Annotated in this window: 14 protein-coding genes; 5 read left to right on the forward strand and 9 right to left on the reverse strand. The window is 48.2% G+C overall.

Annotation, left to right across the window (positions count from 1 at the left end):
- Positions 1-36: 36 nt before the first annotated feature.
- The 4 genes from AB9H23_RS03865 to AB9H23_RS03880 all read left to right on the forward strand — a co-directional run bounded on the left by AB9H23_RS03865 (position 37) and on the right by AB9H23_RS03880 (position 2,920).
- The gene (locus AB9H23_RS03865) at positions 37-375 is read left to right on the forward strand and encodes a P-II family nitrogen regulator (RefSeq protein WP_321212063.1); all 339 of its coding nucleotides are present in this window, start codon (positions 37-39) and stop codon (positions 373-375) included.
- Positions 376-683: 308 nt separating this feature from the next.
- On the forward strand, positions 684-1,907 hold the full coding sequence (locus AB9H23_RS03870; protein ID WP_370005681.1) for an ammonium transporter: 1,224 nt from the start codon (positions 684-686) through the stop codon (positions 1,905-1,907).
- Positions 1,908-1,917: 10 nt separating this feature from the next.
- A complete protein-coding gene (locus tag AB9H23_RS03875; RefSeq protein ID WP_370005683.1) occupies positions 1,918-2,256 on the forward strand; it encodes a P-II family nitrogen regulator in 339 nt (112 codons plus the stop codon).
- Positions 2,257-2,383: 127 nt separating this feature from the next.
- Complete coding sequence (locus AB9H23_RS03880) at positions 2,384-2,920, forward strand: hypothetical protein (protein WP_370005685.1); 537 nt, start codon at positions 2,384-2,386, stop codon at positions 2,918-2,920.
- Positions 2,921-2,943: 23 nt separating this feature from the next.
- Here the strand turns inward: AB9H23_RS03880 and pdxS are convergent, their stop codons facing one another.
- A complete protein-coding gene (gene pdxS / locus AB9H23_RS03885) occupies positions 2,944-3,825 on the reverse strand; it encodes a pyridoxal 5'-phosphate synthase lyase subunit PdxS (protein WP_321212067.1) in 882 nt (293 codons plus the stop codon).
- 164 nt (positions 3,826-3,989) lie between these two features.
- Here pdxS and AB9H23_RS03890 point away from each other — a divergent pair, with 164 nt between their 5' ends.
- Positions 3,990-4,184, forward strand: a complete 195-nt coding sequence (locus AB9H23_RS03890) for a hypothetical protein (RefSeq protein WP_237780025.1) — start codon at positions 3,990-3,992, stop codon at positions 4,182-4,184.
- Positions 4,185-4,205: 21 nt separating this feature from the next.
- On the opposite strand, the gene AB9H23_RS03895 is transcribed toward AB9H23_RS03890, so the two are convergent.
- The 8 genes from AB9H23_RS03895 to AB9H23_RS03930 all read right to left on the reverse strand — a co-directional run bounded on the left by AB9H23_RS03895 (position 4,206) and on the right by AB9H23_RS03930 (position 16,993).
- A complete protein-coding gene (locus AB9H23_RS03895; RefSeq protein ID WP_370005688.1) occupies positions 4,206-5,030 on the reverse strand; it encodes a PfkB family carbohydrate kinase in 825 nt (274 codons plus the stop codon).
- Positions 5,027-5,710: a HisA/HisF family protein gene (locus AB9H23_RS03900; RefSeq protein ID WP_370005690.1), complete on the reverse strand. Its 684-nt coding sequence runs from the start codon at positions 5,708-5,710 to the stop codon at positions 5,027-5,029. Before AB9H23_RS03900 ends, AB9H23_RS03895 begins: the two co-directional genes overlap by 4 nt.
- Positions 5,711-5,896: 186 nt before the next feature.
- Positions 5,897-6,235: a DUF2149 domain-containing protein gene (locus AB9H23_RS03905; protein WP_237779774.1), complete on the reverse strand. Its 339-nt coding sequence runs from the start codon at positions 6,233-6,235 to the stop codon at positions 5,897-5,899.
- The gene (locus AB9H23_RS03910; protein ID WP_370005692.1) at positions 6,192-6,872 is read right to left on the reverse strand and encodes a MotA/TolQ/ExbB proton channel family protein; all 681 of its coding nucleotides are present in this window, start codon (positions 6,870-6,872) and stop codon (positions 6,192-6,194) included. The genes AB9H23_RS03905 and AB9H23_RS03910 overlap by 44 nt, the downstream gene beginning before the upstream one ends.
- Before the next feature lie 16 nt (positions 6,873-6,888).
- Positions 6,889-7,599: a DUF2162 domain-containing protein gene (locus AB9H23_RS03915; RefSeq protein ID WP_370005694.1), complete on the reverse strand. Its 711-nt coding sequence runs from the start codon at positions 7,597-7,599 to the stop codon at positions 6,889-6,891.
- Positions 7,600-7,802: 203 nt separating this feature from the next.
- On the reverse strand, positions 7,803-12,734 hold the full coding sequence (locus AB9H23_RS03920; protein WP_370005696.1) for a cobaltochelatase subunit CobN: 4,932 nt from the start codon (positions 12,732-12,734) through the stop codon (positions 7,803-7,805).
- Between the two features lie 193 nt (positions 12,735-12,927).
- Positions 12,928-15,834 (reverse strand): FmdE family protein, encoded by a 2,907-nt coding sequence (locus tag AB9H23_RS03925; protein ID WP_370005698.1) that lies wholly within the window; start codon positions 15,832-15,834, stop codon positions 12,928-12,930.
- A gap of 361 nt (positions 15,835-16,195) precedes the next feature.
- Complete coding sequence (locus AB9H23_RS03930; RefSeq protein ID WP_321212074.1) at positions 16,196-16,993, reverse strand: nicotianamine synthase family protein; 798 nt, start codon at positions 16,991-16,993, stop codon at positions 16,196-16,198.
- Positions 16,994-17,155 lie beyond the last annotated feature (162 nt).

The raw sequence follows: 17,155 nt of genomic DNA on the forward strand, positions 1-17,155 counted from the left end.
ATACATAAAAAGCTTTTCACAGAGAGGTGAAGATCAATGAAGAGGATCACAGCCATTATCAGAAGAGAAAAACTTGAGGATGTGAAGGATGCCCTGGAACTGGTGGGAATTCACGGGATGACCGTCACAGATGTGAGGGGAAGGGGCCAGCAGATGGGTATCCGTGAGAGTTACCGTGGTATGGATTACTGTGTTGACCTGATCCCAAAGGTTCAGATTGAGGTGGTGGTTGACTCAGGTGACCTTGAAAAGGTGATTGAAACAGTAACCGAAAACGCAAGAACAGGAGATATTGGGGACGGTAAAATCTTCATAAGTGATGTGCTTGATGTTGTGAGGATAAGGACCGGTGAAAGGGGAAAAAAGGCCATATAATGATCAAAAATCATGTAAAACCCCTTTTTTAAGGATAATGACAGGAAAAAGGGGGAAAGGCTGTCCAGTGACCAATTAATCCAGAACTCAGCCCTCCCCTGATCTTTATTTAACATTTTGCTGTAAGTTACATTCTTATTTGAACTTATTTTAGTTTCATCCACTTTACCTGAAATTTCAACCGAAATCTTTATATATGAGCATGATCTAAGTGATAGTGTCGGAAGTTGATTTCCGCCTTCCGGTATTGAAGTATAAGATTGTAAAAAAACAGAATAATAACAACAAGTATATGGAGGATGACTCTGATGGACGCGGTTTTAAACTCCGGTGACACGGCCTGGATGCTGATATCAACGGCCCTCGTGATGCTCATGACGGTTCCAGGCGTGGCACTATTCTATGGGGGTTTAACAAAAAAGGAAAACGTGCTCAACACAATGTTCCTGTCACTGATAGCCTTTGCAGTGACAAGCCTCATATGGGTACTCTACGGCTATCAGTTTGCATTTGGAACAGACATAATGGGACTCATAGGAAGTCCGGCGAACCTATTCATGAATGGCATAGGTGTCGATAAACTCGCAGAACTCGCACCAACGATACCAGACTTCCTTTACATAGCATTCCAGCTAACATTCGCTGCAATAACAGTTGCACTCATATCAGGTGCGATAGTGGAGAGAATGAAATTCTCAGCATGGCTTGCATTCGTTGCACTATGGGTGAGCCTGGTGTATGTACCGGTAGCCCACTGGGTATGGGGCGGCGGATTCCTTGCCCAGCTGGGTGCCCTTGACTTTGCAGGGGGTACAGTGGTCCACATAAACTCAGGTGTGGCTGCACTTGCACTGGTATACCTACTTGGCAAGAGGAAGGACACAAGGCTGCTACCACACAACCTGGGGTACTCAGTGATAGGCGCTGCGCTCCTCTGGTTCGGCTGGTTCGGATTCAACGCAGGTTCGGCCCTAACAGCAGGTGGACTGGCAGCATCAGCCTTCCTTGTGACCAACACCGCTGCAGCAGCAGGTATGATCTCATGGGTGATAATAGACTACCTCAAAACAGGTAAACCCACAGTGCTCGGCGGCATATCAGGTGCCGTTGCAGGTCTTGTTGCAATAACACCTGCAGCAGGATTTGTAACGGTACCCGCAGCAATAATCATAGGCCTGGTCACAAGTGCCATATCATACCTTGCAATATCATACCTCAAACCAAGGATTGGATACGACGACGCCCTGGACGTGTTCGGAATACATGGGATGTCAGGTATATGGGGATCAGTGGCAACAGGTATCTTCGCGGCACCATTCATAAATGAACTGGGAACAGGCCTCATCTACGGAAACCCCGGTCAGATGACGGCACAGGTAATAGCAGTTGTGATCGTCGCTGTCTACTCATTCATAGTTACACTGGTGATAGGAAAGCTCCTGGACCTCACGGTGGGCCTCAGGGTAACAGAGAAGGAGGAAATAGAGGGACTCGATACCCACCTCCACGAGGAGACAGGATACAGAATCTAGGGGTGATAGGATGAAAGAAGTGGTGGCCATCATAAGACCCGAGAAACTCGAGGAAGTTAAAAATGCCCTTGAAGAGGTAGGGTGCCATGGGATGACAGTGACCGAGGTAAGGGGCCGCGGGAGACAGCTGGGTATAACCGAGAGCTACCGTGGAAGGGACTACAGGATAGACCTCATACCCAAGACAAAGATTGAGATAGTGGTGAATGACGAGGACCTTGAAAAGGTCATTGATACGATAGTAAAAAGCGCCCAGACCGGTGACATAGGCGACGGGAAGATATTCATATCAGGGGTTGAAGATGTTGTCAGGATAAGAACAGGTGAAAGCGGTAAAAAGGCCGTTTAAAATCATAATTTTTATTTTTTTAAATTTTATCTTTATGAACCTGCTGATTTTTCTCTGACTCAATCAATTAACTATTAATAATATAGATACCATACCCCTAATCAGAGAAAAGAGGAGTTGGGGGTTCTTGAAGGGCCAGATAATGCTCATAACACTCATAATGTCAGTATTCTTCCTTGGATGCGCATCCGCAGACATGCAGAACAACACAACCGCTGAAAATATTACATCCAGCAAGATTAGCATGACAGCAGTGGAACCCCTGGGAGTTGGAGTTGATATAGCAGTTAATCCCACAACCCTCAATCTTGGGACCGTCTATCCTGATGGAGTTGAAAGAGAATACTATTCTGCAACAAATGTAGAGATAAAAAACAATGCAGGAAGACTCAGAGTCTATGTGAGAGCCAGCGGCGACCTTAGAGATGTTGAAAACAGTTCAAATACAATACCACTCTCAAATCTGAAGTACAGTATAAAATATGATGGACCATATGGCCCCATCGAGGTTCAAATAAGAAACTTTACAACATCAGACTTTCAGATATGGACACGCGTTGGTAGTGTAGATGGTATAATATTACCCGTGAATTATTATCTCACAGTTCCACCCTACACAGACCCCGGCACATACAGCACCGAAGTCATTTACACTGCAGTTTAAACATTCAAAATAAAAAAGGGGATTCACCATCCCCTATCCTGCATTCTACCTTCCTCAGGTATCTCACTGATTTCAAGGCCCCTCATGGCTGTGCCAAGGCCCCTTGAAACCTCCGCTATGACCTCAGGTTCGTCGTAGTGGGCTGTGGCCTCAACAATGGCCCTCGCATATCCCTCAGGGTTATCTGACTTGAATATACCTGAACCAACAAACACGCCGTCGGCACCAAGCTGCATCATGAGTGCTGCGTCTGCTGGTGTTGCAACACCACCCGCTGCGAAGTTGACCACCGGGAGCTTTCCGAGGCGGGCTGTTTCCCTCACAAGTTCAAGTGGAGCCTCAATCTTCCTTGCGAATTCCCAGAGTTCCTCTTCCTCCTTGTTCTGGATCTCCCTGATCTCACTCATCATTATCCTCATGTGCCTTACGGCCTCAACGATGTTACCAGTTCCAGGTTCCCCCTTGGTCCTTATCATGGCTGCGCCCTCATCTATCCTCCTGAGGGCCTCGCCAAGGTTTCTTGCACCGCACACAAATGGGACCGTGAACTTCTTCTTGTCTATGTGGAAGCGTTCATCTGCAGGGGTTAGGACCTCGCTCTCATCTATCATATCAACGCCAAGGGCCTCAAGGACCTGGGCCTCCACAAAGTGTCCTATCCTGACCTTGGCCATCACAGGTATGGACACTGCGTCCATTATCTCCTGGACCTTGTTGGGATCGGCCATCCTTGCAACTCCGCCAGAGGCCCTTATATCCGCGGGTACCTTCTCAAGGGCCATTACAGCGACTGCCCCTGAGTCCTCTGCAATTGCAGCCTGTTCAGCGTTGACAACGTCCATTATAACGCCGCCCTTGGTCATCTTTGCAAATCCCTTCTTGAGTACTTCTGTACCATGCAGCATGATCAATCTCCTCCTGTTAGAATAAACAGCATATTTATATCTGAAAACCAACTGTTAAATATCTTGCCCGGGTTGCTGCTCCCGAAAATATTTAAGATGATGAATCATAACATAAGCAGATGATGATGAATCATAGCTAGACCAGCAGGTTTTTCGTGATAAAAATGGTGGCAGGAACATTCACAGGGTCTGTGATTTACTCACATGCTGTACCCGCACTTCTCGGATTTACAGGACTGATACTCATATGTAACGGTATGATGGATGATAAGAGGGACCAGGTGCTTGCAGGTCTTGGTTTATTCTTTGCAGCAGGGCTGCTTCCGTTCATCATACTGCCCCTGATCCTTGGTATCTAAACCTATATATCGGATTTAACCTTAAATTTTCCCCTCAAGCTTTCTTGTTGCCATGAGTGATGCGAAGTTTCCAGCATCCTCAGGATCAGATGTCCTCCTCATATGGACGTAGGCAGCCATGTATGTATCCCCCAGCCCAGTTGGGTCGAGTTCCCTTTCTGCAGTAACAGCCATTATCCTTATGAGGGACCCCTTATGGGATATCAGGGAGCCCCGGGGTCCGCAGGTCACCATGACCTCACCGCAGTGTTCACTGAGTATTCCAATAGCCCCCATGATGTCACTGGAAACTGTTCGAAGTTCGTTGATGTCAAGAAAAGCTCCGCTCCCTGCCTCCAGGACCCGCAGGATTTCCTTCCTGAATTTCAGTCTGACCATGTCTCCAGCAGGGTATCTCAGGTAGCCCTGAAGTCCTGTGTAGAGCCTGTGCCTTTTTCCCAGAAACTGCAGCGTCTCAAGGGGTATGTCTGAGGGCAGAAGAGGCCCTGCAAGGACGGCTGTCCACTTCTCCCCTGCAATTGTTTCAATATCTCCAATTTCAATGGGGTTACTGGCAAAATTGGACCTCTGGATCCTCCTCGAGGTATCGCCGTTATCATAGATATTCTCAAACTCAACCGTTGAGTCCCTGTACAGTGGCATTATGTTTGTATTGGACGGGAATTCGCCGAGAAGGTGCCTGTCAGCCTCTGACAGTGTTACAACTGCCGTGTGGTCAACCCCAAGGTGTGAGAGTAGCCGGGAATAGTAGTAAACGGCGCCCCCCACCCTGGACTCTGTCGAGTTCCTCCTCACTATCCGGTCCCTGCTAACAGGACCGATAAGGAGGTACCTTTCTGTGTTCACCCGGGCCTCACCATCCCCTCATGGAGAGCCCTTCCAACAAGAACCTTCCCCACACCCATGGCCTCAAGTTCAGGTATCTCTCTGGGTAGAACGCCGCCGCCGGGTATCACCCTTCTGATGAGTAGCCTGAAGAGTTCAAGGAGGTCCCTGTTGAACCCTGAGGATGTGCCAACCGCCCCAAGGTCAAGGAGTATGACGTCAGATTCATAACCGAGGAGGAGGTCCATGAATTCTTCAAGTTCAAGGTCAATGTTCTCTGAGTGGAGCTTCATGTCCTTAACATCCACGCTCACAACGGTCCTCTCTGGGGGATATGTTTTAAGGATGTATTCAAGTTCCTCTGTACTCTCAAGGGTCTCTGTTGCGGCAACAACCCGTGATGCAAACTGGAGCATAAATCTGAATGTCTCCCTGTTCTTTACCCCTGCGTCGAGGGTTACCGGCAAGACATGATTAACCCTTCCTACGATATCAAGATTGGATCCCGTACCCTCGATGGCATCAAGGTCTGCTATGTAGATTGACCGTGCCCCGGCTGCCCTCAGGGAGAGTGCCATGTCCACAGGGTCAGGGAATGATGAGAACACCGTCTCGAGGGGCCTGTAATTTTCACGTTCACCTGATTTGCCGGCTACCGCTATACCTCCCCTCAGATCAATAACAGGTATGACTTCAATCATATGGATACCTCTAAGAAGAAGTGAAATACCAGAACTCAGTTTGAGTTTGAGATATTTAAAGTTTTCAGAAAAAATGGTAAGCCATCATGAACCATTACCATTTGAAGTTTTTCAGAGAATGGGAATGGGTAAGCTACCCCTGAACCACTACCATCAAACTTTCAAAAAAAACTAAAAGAAGGTAAGCTACCCCTGAACCATTATCAGCTTACCCGTCTTGGGGTCCCTGTAAACGGTTCCCATCTCAACGTATCCCTGGCCGGACCCTGAACTGGTCTCGGGAGTGTTGTTGAGCTCCTGGCCCTTCTGAACCTCAACTGCCCTTTTCATTGCCTCCATGGTTTCCTGACGCTCCTGTGGGGTCATGTCAGCGAATACGACATTCTGCATGTTCCAGGAGAGCACCAGGAATATGAGGAAGCCCACAGACAGGACCAGCATGGCATCAACCAGGTTTGCACTTCCGGCCATCGGGTCCTCTTCATTTTGATCCGACAGGAGCCTTCGCCGGCGTCTGAGCGGCATTATCCATCACCTCCAGCACTGCCTCGGCCATGGTCTCAAGGTTTGAGAGGTACTCCTCATACCATCTGCGCCTGACCTTTGAGATTACGTAGGCTATACCCCCTGATGCGAGGCCCACGACTGTTGTGTCAAAGGCTATGATGATGGCCTGGGCCAGTGTATTTATATCCCCTGCACCGAGGGCTGCCAGACCTGGCCCCATGGGTATGAGTGTCCCCATAAGACCAAGGGTTGGTCCGAGCCTTGTCACGATGTCCGTCTTCTCGAGGCTCTTTGCAGCCCTGAGCTCCTCGTTCTCTATGAGTTTCCTTGCAAGGGCCTCCCTTGATTTGGGTCCCAGTTCTGAAGTCTCCGCAATATTTGTAAGGACCTCCTTCTGGCTCTGTGGTATCTCCATTGAATTTACAACCTCAATTATCCTCTCAGGGGTTCCTGGATTGGAAATTGATTTTATAGCGGATTCCAGTTCCCTGATGTCAGTCCTTATTCTTCCAGAGTACTCTGACATTAGCCCGCCAAGAGTTATTATTGCATAGACCATGAATAACAGGAGCCCTGCTATAACAGGTATGAGGAGACTCTGGGAGACAACGTGTAGTGCGCCGCTCAGTATTTCACTGCCGGGTACTGCAACCATATCCTATCACCTCTCCTTATTCTATGAAAGTGCTCTTTCTCTTGTTAAGGTAAATTCCAAGTCCCATGAGCGCCAGTGTCCCCAGCACAACATATATTATGGTGTTTATGCCTGGAACCGTCAGTGGCGTCATTTTCATGCTCATGGCGCTGTTCACATTTGGAAGCACAATGGCAGCTGTCAGGAAGTAGAGACCGGCAAAAAGCATGAAGTTGCCCAGGAGAACAGGGTAGGGTTTATTGATTGCTGATGCGACTCCATTGGCAAATAAATAGAAGAACGCTATGAAGGCTGCCAGAATTATTCCGGAATATTTGCCGAGTGTGATTGCTGATACACCGAGTATGGGTGATACAAGTATTATGCTGACGATCACCGCCCCGAAACAGCAGGGGCAGGGCGCCACCATTGCAACGCACGCAGTCTTTGCTGTGTCCCTCCTGTGTTCCTTCCACTCACGGAGGGTGTGCACACCGGCAAATATGAGGATGGATGCCATTACGATTGTTATCAGTGAACTGTAGGTGTTGAAGAAGCCCTGAATCGAGTTCATGTAGGCATTTGCAAGGGCTGAAAGGCCATATATGCCAAGACCGTAACCTGCAGTTATCAGGGCGGCCATCTTCCTTGATAGCCCTGCAAAACCCATTGCCAGTCCAATCTTCACGCCGAATATCAGTAAAACCGATAGGATTCCCGCCTGCCAAAGTAGGTTTGCCATGTCCATGTTCCACACCTTCTCTTTTCAACTTTATAATAATTACTATATAAATTAAATTATTACTATTTCGCAGGATTAAAGCAGTATTTTAATACCATATTTCTTATTACTATTAGGCCCTAATGAGTAATAACTCATTCAAACAATTTTTATTAGAATTAAAGTAAATCTGATATTTAATGTTTTCTAAAAAATAAATTATGGTGGGCCTACCTCCTTCCAGGTCCAAGGAAGTATCCCACACCCACAAGTACCAGTATGGCTGCTATACCTGCCACTCCATATAACGGGAACTCTGTTCTCTGATTGACCGCTGAATGGGTTTCTTTCACCTCATAGGATTTCTGCTGACCGGCCCCTTCACCTGCGGAATTCTCCGAAGATGCAGAAACAGCTGCCTGTGAAGCCACAGAGGTTCTTCCAGCAGAACCATCAGCGGAGGTTCTTCCAGAGGATCCGCCACCTGTGGCTGAAGGGCCTGTTGTGGGCCCTGTGGATGGATTCTCACCTGGATTCACATCACCGGATGGTTCAGGTGCAAACACCGACGCCCCTGTTGCCGCGTAGAGCGCTGCAGTGAATTTCTTCCTGAGATCAGATGACATGTACTGGCTGATCCACTTCATCAGTTCCCTGTCACCGCAGACCGATCCTGAACATGAAACACCATTCTCGGCAACGTAATTTCCAAGGCACTCTGCAATGAATGCAAGCTGCTCACTCCTGGCATTCCACTGGCCCCTGTTTGCCATCTCGGCAAAATGTGCCAGTATGTCCATGGCAGCGTAGGGGTTCTTTGAATAGGCTGTCTTCAGTCCAAGATTGTATTTATCTGCAACCACCGCATCATAGTACTCGTCCCAGAAGCCACTGTCAAGGAGTTCAGGCACCGTGTATTCCCATCCCACCAGGTGGGATGTGTACTTGGCTACGGTCCTTGGCCCCTGATACCCCTCATTCATGATTGCCCTGATCCACTCGGGATTCAGGTACCTTGTTCTGTATTCAATGGCTATAAACTGCTTCAGTGACATGACCCGGGGATTGCCTGGGTTTGCATATCTCAGTACGTAGAGTTCCGGGGCCCTTCCATTGTTCATCATCTCGATGGCCATTGAAAGGCCGCCGAAGTAGTCGAAGTAGTCGTCGTTATCAACAACCCCATACAGGTTGGTGTTTCTGCTGTGGTAGGCCGTCTGAATACCCTTGAGGAGTTCCTTGAAGGTTTCGGGCATTGAAACGCCCCAGGAACGTTCACTGTATGCATGGCTCATCCTGTTGAAGTAGATGTCTGCAAGTTCGCTTCTGTCGTTCCAGGTCCATGACACCTCTGTACCCTTACTGACACCGGCACCGTAATCACCAACAGGCGGTGCGAATATCCTTGTGATGGCGATTTCACCTGCATCCGTGGCGTTAAGACCCGCCTGCATGTACCTCAGGGTATCATTGATCCAGTGGAGTGCAATGTAGTTGGTGCGCAGAGGCTCGCTTCCCCTGAAGTTTGTATACTTGGCATCGACAAGTGTCTGCAGCACATGGTCAAGTGAGGTTTTAAGTGACGGATAGGGCGCGACGATCTCACTGTATGAAGCGGCAAGGGCAACCCTGTATGCCCTGTCCATGTTGATGAGGAGTCTCGGGAACAGGTCCCTGAAGAGTCCGCTTGTTGTTACAATCGGATCCACCCGGGGCCTTTCTGTGAAGTTTGAAAGTCCAGATGCTGATCTTACTGCATTGATATCTGCGAGTAACTGTGAGAGTGGTGTGGCCTTAAGGTTGGAAGCTGACCCCGTGGATGACCAGGTTGGCTCCACACCCATCAGCCTAAGGACAAATGAGACCATGGTACCGTCGTCACGAACCGTCTCAACACACCAGACAACCGCAGCCACCTTCTCAGGGATCCTGTCAAACTGTGCAAGTGCCATGTCAGCCAGGCGTTTACCCAGATTCCATGCTGTCTTTGTTGGCATCAGGTTCTCTGAAACCGCATAGAAGTTGCTGCCTGTTGGAAGTGCTGAGGGGTTCCTTACAGGGTCATTTCCTGGTCTTGGTGTTATAAATCCGCCTTTCAGTGCATCGAGAAGCGAGTTCATCTCTGAACTGAAGCTCTGGCCTATCAGTGCTGCGTAATCACGTGCCCTGTTGAGAAGCTCAATTACCTGTGAATTGTTTGTAAGGTCCGCTGGTGGTGTGCCACCCATGACCTGCAGTATCCAGCTTATGGTGATATTGTTGAGCTCCTCTGCCTGCAGTGCCGTGAGGTTGTCAAAGTTCCATCCCTTCAGAGATGCTATGAGCCTCTGCAGTGAGGGACTTGATGGGCCGCCATCAGAGGATACCATTGCAGCAGCAAGGAGGGCTATCTCCTCATCGGTCCACCTTAACCCGAAGGTATGGAGACCCACAGGCATGAGTGTCTGCTGGAGCACCACAAGGTAATCCTCAACCCTTTCAATGTCCTCTGCAGTGAAGTTATCTGGACTGATACCAATCTCTGCGGCTATGTTGAGTTTCATGACCATCTTTTTTATTGAACTGAAGTACTCCTGCTTGAGTGGGCTTGCATCCGGTGTCTTTGTATAATCATCGATAAGGGCTCTGAGTTCTGAGAGGTCCCCGTAGAGCTGTGTTGTCTTCATTGGGGGTGTGAGGTGGTCCACTATAACCGCATATCCCCTCCTCTTGGACTGTATGCCCTCACCAACGCCATCCATGATGTAGATGTAGACTGAGGGCTTTGTACCGGCACAAATCTGTGAGAAGTCAAAGTTACTGAGTGCGACCTGCTTTCTTGGGAGCCACTCGTATGTTGCATGTCTGCCTATATGGACCTGGGCATCCGCATTGAACACCGTGTTAACCCATGCATACCATGCAAGGTACTGGTGTGGTGGTGCCACGACCGTGCTGTGGTAGAGTTTATCAACGTCTGCCTCCCATCCCCTCTGGGGTTCAGGGCCAATGAAGACATTGCCAAACATTATACCTGGTATGACGATGTACTTTCTGCCGTTTCTCTCCACTGTCATGACATTACCTGGCGGGGCGCCCCATCCATTGAATCCAGGGACTGCAAGGGACTGGAATTCATTTTTGAAGTTATAGAACATGTTCCATGGTGCATCTGTGCTCTGACCTGTCCTTGCGTTGTTGAGAACTGATTTCAGTGCTTCTGTCATGTTTCTTATGAGAACTGATGCCTGCTGTGCCTTCTCAGGGTAGGTATTTGCAAGTGATATCATCTCAGAGGACCACTTATCAAGGGTATTCAGGGCTGCGGTGTATGCGGTGTCACTGGAGACGTAGCTGAGCGCGAGCTTAACCATCTCCTCAATGTAACCCACAGGACCCTCCACGACCTGTTTTCTCGCAATCGGGTTCAGGCTCTGGAACCATGCATAGTATTCCTCCGCATCCCAGAGGATGATGGAGGTCTTATTTGCAAGTTTCTCGAGTTCCCCCGGTGCCCATGTTGCAACGTTTATTCCCCTTTCGGTGAGGAGCTTCACAAGGTCGTCTGCACTCTGGGGGAAGCCTGAAACAGTGTACCCTGAGCTCTGGAGTGCTCTTAGTATTTCAACGAGAGTTTCAGGTACGTTGAGGTAACTGGCACCTATGTTACCCTTACCTGGAGGGTAATTGTAGTAGATGAGTGCTATTCTTTTCTGGGAGTTTGCCAGGTATCTGAGCCTGACCCAGTTGCTGATTCGCTGCACCAGGTAGTTCATCTGCTCATCTATCGGTGTGTATGCAACTATCTCAACCCCTGTTACACTGTCAATACTCTTTGCCGGTGCTGCAACGAATATGGGCTCTATTATCCCCTGGGTCTCTGGAATGGCTATCTGGTAGTAGGTGTCACTCCAGAGAAGTCCGTCCTCTGATACTATCCATTCACCCTCTTCCCTCTTGGTGGATATCATCGCCCTGAATACAGGCACATTCATTCTCTCAAGGAGAGCTGCGGTCTGGTTCACAAAGCCAGAACCCAGTGTGAATGTTGTGAAACTCACAAGGGCGTCTATCCTGTACCTGTAGGCTGAGGGGTTGGCCTCATACTCCGCTGCTGTGATCACCCTTGATGGGTTTGCAGGGTCATAGACAAAGAACTTGACCATTGCCGAATAGATGTTGAGTGGCTGTGTACCGTTAACACCGGAATAAGCCCCCACAACGGGTATCACGTTCATTCCGCTGGCTGTTAGCCTGGCTATTATGCTGTCAAAGTGGGCCATATCCCCTGAAAGGAGCACGCTATCAAGGCCCGCTATTCCAACAGTTGGCCGTGATGCGTTGAGTGGGTATGCTGCAAGGTAATCAGCGAGGCTTGTAAAGACCCTGCCGTCACGGTAGAGCATCTCCGCTGGAATGGTTATGGGTGCTGCGGGTTCCCATTCAGATGGCCAGGTACCCCCATTCATCACCGTGAAGTTCTTAAGAAGCAGCTTGAACTGGTTTTCATAGTTCACGGTTCCCTTCTTTGCATAGTAGAGACCGTAGGTCACCCAGGGTGCGAGCTGAGGGTAAGTATTAACATAGGCCCTCAGACGTGCCTCGTTGGAGTTTTTGAGGTCATAGAGGATTGTGTTCTTTGTATCTGTGTTACCAATCACCGAGGCATCTATACCCTGGAATATGCGTACACCATTGATCTGTGACATGTTTGTGAGGTCAGGGTCACTTTCAAGGACCAGGAATATCTTGTTTGGCCTGTTAGATGCGATTTCAGGGTAGTCACGCATAACATTCCTGAAGTTACCTGAGTCAAAGAGCCACTCTGCAATAACGATATCCGCAGACTCGATAAGAGTTTTAAGTTCAGAGGAGTTCATTCTTGATATCTGTGTGGTGGTCCTCACCTCAAACCTGACCGTCCATGTTGACCTGTTCTGGGGGTTGTACCCTGGCTGTGATGGGTTTATAAGGTCCATGACCTTCTTTGCAGCATCGTTGGTCATCTTGGAACTGGTTGACGAGTGTATGACAAGTACGACAGGATCCCTGATCCCCTGTGTGCTGTTCACTGTTAGGTTTCCTGAATCACCTCCTGCGGTGCTGTTATCTGCAGCTGCCACTGTCTGGCAGAATATAACCATGAAGAGAACTGCTATCAGTGTAAGTAGCTGTTTTCTCATGACTTTTCACCTCCTTTTATTTTTTTAAATTTACAGTAACCCCTCTGAGTTATGTCATTAAAATAAATTATTATTACATTATACAGAATACTTTAAAAATAAATTATTATTTAACCTAAAATATTACTTAATTTAAATATCAATCAAGAAAAAGTAATAATCCTCTGAATAAAAAAATAAATAATTGGGGTGTTTATTTTCCTGCTCCACCCCTGAGGAATCCGAAGGCCACAAGGCCAGCAGCCACAAGGACACCGACGATACCATAAACGTACCATGAGGAGTCAGAACCACCGGAAGTGGAGGTTGCATTTGTAACCTCATAGGCCTTCTTACCCTCAGCTGTTGCAGGTTCCTCTGAAACCTCAGATGCTGCACTCACATCAGCCGGTGAAGCACTGTAATCAACACCGGGTGTGTAACCGGCATGGCCACCTGCAGTACCATGGGACCCTGATGGTAAACCACCGCTTGAACCACCCGTGGAGCCACCAGGTATACCTGGTACACCACCCTGGTTTCCGTTCTGGCTTCCGCCATTGTTCACCGGGATGAGGTCCTCAAGTGTCCTGTTTGCAGGAAGCCCCTTCACATAGGCTATTGGCTGACCACCGGCACCTGAAAGGATCATCTGAAGTTCACTCTCAGTGATGTACCTCTCAGCGTCATAGGTCACAACCGGCCCTGAGATCATATAGCTTGGTGTTTCACCCTTGTAGAGGCTGATGAAACCTGCTATCTGTTTTTCCCTCTTCGCATCGCTGGTTACGCAGTCGCTCACATCGAAGGTCGGCCATTTGAAGTCCAGGACCACTGCCTTTCCAACCTTGTTCTTGCTGTCCCATATCACAAGGATTCCCTCAATGTTACCTCCGTATGCATACTCATTCTCAGGGTCGTTATCTGATCCAGGTACACGCAGGTTAAAGTAGGTTCCCTGTCCAGGTGAGACCCCGAGGCGGTAGACTATGGCGTCGTCCTTGCAGTAGATGGTGTTACCAAGGTAGATGTAGTTCTCGTTTTCCTTAAGGGGGTAGTTCTTGAATATGTACTCTGTTATCAGGTAACCAGGTGATACGCCTGGACATGCATGGTCGTGGAAGAGGAACGTCAGTATCTGGTCGTATGGTGGATCGTTTCTCCATGCGTTTGCTATGCTCTGTATGTTGAACCAGCCATCCTTTGCAAAGACCTTTGAGACCTTGTTGCTGAGCTGTGTGCTGTTCAGGGTTCTTGGTCCGATGTCATTCACAAATTTACCATCTGATGCATTGCTTGCGATTAGCTGACCGGTTGTTGGGTCATAGTAGATGTAGACTGCATCCATTGTCACTCCATCGTAGCCCCTCAGGACGAATGTGAACCAGAGTGGTTTCCAGAGTGGTCTGTGAACCGGGAGAAGTGTTGCCCTGCTGAGCCTTGAGCCGAGAACATCAAATACTCCGTCCCAGGCGGCACTCATATCCTGACCGTTAACCCTTGAGTAACCGGCTGATGTGAGTACCACAAGGTCCCTGTCGTCCTTTTCAAGGTTTATACCCTTCTCTGTGAGGAATAGCTGTTTTGCAAGGTTGGCTGCGTCAGCACCGATCTTCCTGATCTGCTCGTATGTCAGGTTACCCCATGTGAAGGTGCTGTTTTCACGGGTCGCATTTGGAAGTCCAAGGCTGTCTATGTAGGCCATGTCAAGTCCATGGGCCACCTGTGGTGGAATCTGGTAGGTTATGTTGTTTACCCTATCTGTCACGTTGGCACCGCTTTCGCTTCCCAGGAGATAGTAGTAGTGGGTCACATTGAGGCCCTTAAGTTCCCTGACTATGGTCACAAGGGATGTTGGGTCCTGTTTCACCCTGGATATGAGCCATGCGTTGAATTCAAGTTCTGTTTTTTTGCCTGTCTGCTGCTGGAACTGTTTCCTGAGTGCCTCCTTGTCGAACTTCATCACTATGAGGTCACCCTTGAGGGTGTTGGGGTTCCACCTTATGAAGCCAACCAGGTTTGTGTCGGCACCTGTGGCCGTGGTGTTGAACCCGCTGTAGGATCCTCCCTTACCTGGTGTGGTGTCAAGGAACATGAGCAGTGAATCGTCATCTGAGTCCCCTGGGACACCCACTGTCACGTAACTTGTTATCTCACCTGGTGAGCCAGGGTTGGTGAAGTCCATGACCGGTGGATAGTACTTTAATAGTGTGAGGCTCATTGCATAACCGCTGATGGTACCGAGGCACATGTGACCATGGAATGCTGCAGCCCTGAGGAGATCAGATGGTGCGCCCTGCATCCATGCGTTTGAAAGGCTTGCAACCGGGAACGCGTAGTTTCCGTATTTGCTTACCAGAAGGTTCCAGTTTGCCTCAGTCATGTTTTTCAGAAGGTCGATTGTGTAAACTGGTTTTCCGTTGACTGTTTTAATTACAACCGGTGATGTGCTTGCATTCTTGAAGTAAACACCCACCAGTGTGCTGCCCCTCTGTAGTATGAAGAACGTGTCCAGGGGGTCAACAGGTGACTTCCTTATTACAAGCAGGTTCCCCTTACCATAGGTTACACGGCCACCTGCCTGGTTTAGTATTCCCTCAATGACGTCCTCTGTGGTATCGTTCCTGTACTTAACAATACCAGCAGTTGTTATGACGAGCACGTTTCCCTTCGAGAAGTTCAGGATCTGATCTGCCCTCCTGGTGATCTCCCTTCCCAGTTTGTAGGCGTCTGTGGCGTTCATTTTAAGTGAAAGCAGTGCATAGTATTTGGTATCCAGTGGATTCGCCGGGTTGGTTGATAGGGTGAATTCATGTACTAGGTCCCTGTAGCCCGGTGCTGTTACCTTTATCCGGAATTTTGTGGTGTTTGTGACGTTCTGGTAATTGAAGATGATCTTTGTCCTGTTGGCTGCAGGGTCAAAGGTCTTTGTGAAGTTGATCTTTGATCCGTTTGCATCGGTGATACAGTTTATGTCAGGGTTGATGCGGGGGTTGTCGTCTGCAAATTCGTACTTTACATCCACCCCCACCTCACATGCTGTGTCTACTGCGCTCACTGAACCCGTCAGTGCGACAGCAACGAGAAGAACCATGAAAACCATGAAATACTGTCTTCTCATAACATTTTCACCTCCTTTAAGTTCTGTAATGTTTAATAATGTACAGAATGAGTAGGAGTAATAACATATATAATTATTTTGTTAATACTTTAGAAACTGATAAAAGGCAAAATGTAATACTTAATTTCAATTAAAAAGGAGGGGATTCATGGGAAGGTCCCATGAACTGATTGCTGGAGGGAAAATTTATTATCAAACACCATAATGGTGTTATAGTTAAAATTGCAAACCAGCCATATTTAATATTTTCTATTTTAATATTCATAATAATTATCGGGCCTAGACTGCCGGAATGGTAATAAAGAGATAATGTGATCTTTAAAAAAGTTCAGATGTTACTGATTTGATCATGACAGAAACATCACGGGCACTTAAAAACAAGCACTGAGGTATTGTTAACCTTACCCGAAGGAAGCACAATCCCCGCCCTTCTGAATCCCGCCACATCCTCATCAGTCACGGGGGCATAGAGAATCGCCCTCATTCCCGTGTAAGTCCTGTATATAACCCTGGTATCAGGGTTCACATACCTGTGGATATTCCTGAAGACCCTCCTCTTGGGTTCTGCAAGGGCAGCCACCATAACAACGTCAAAGTCAAGATCCGCCAGTGCGGTCTCATCACCAGTGATCACATCCACATCCCCAGGTTCAAGCCTCTCTATCACGCCACGGGAGATATCAGCTATCTCAGGTTCAATCTCAACAACATGGACCCTCATACCATAGATATCTGCAAGGAGTATCCCTGTGAGTGGTAGTGGCCCTCCCCCAATGAATACAGCGCGCTCCCCACTCCTGAATTTTCCAAGGGCAGCCTCATTTTTGAGGAGCTGGAGGTACCTTGGGTAGAAGTAGAATGATTCCAGGGTCTCCCATGGCGAATCTGAGTCTTTAACCTCCGCCGCCTTCTCCAGTTCAAGTCTCATGCCAAGGTTAACATAGAAGGTTCTTATGACCCTGAGGGCATGGTTCATATCAGCATCGTCAAGTATGTGCCTGGCTGATTCAAAGTCAATGGATGAATCATGGGCTATCTCCTCGATCTCGTCCAGGAGGGGTATGACCCTGGATGTGTCCATCCTGTCGAAGTGGTGGTCCATCCCCTCAAGCCTCGAGGCTATCCTCTTTATCTTATTCCAGTAGATGTAGCAGCTCATGTGGGGTTCTCCATGATGGTAATTAATTAAACAGCAGTCTTTATAAGACTTCACAGCATATATAATATGTGTACGAAATCAGGTATTACTATGAAGCATGCATGCCCTTAAAAATTAATACTGAATGGTGGTTGATATTATTCTGATTACCATTCCCCAAAC

The organism is Methanothermobacter sp. KEPCO 2, from assembly GCF_041228365.1.
In the GTDB taxonomy this organism is placed as follows: Archaea; Methanobacteriota; Methanobacteria; order Methanobacteriales; family Methanothermobacteraceae; genus Methanothermobacter; species Methanothermobacter marburgensis.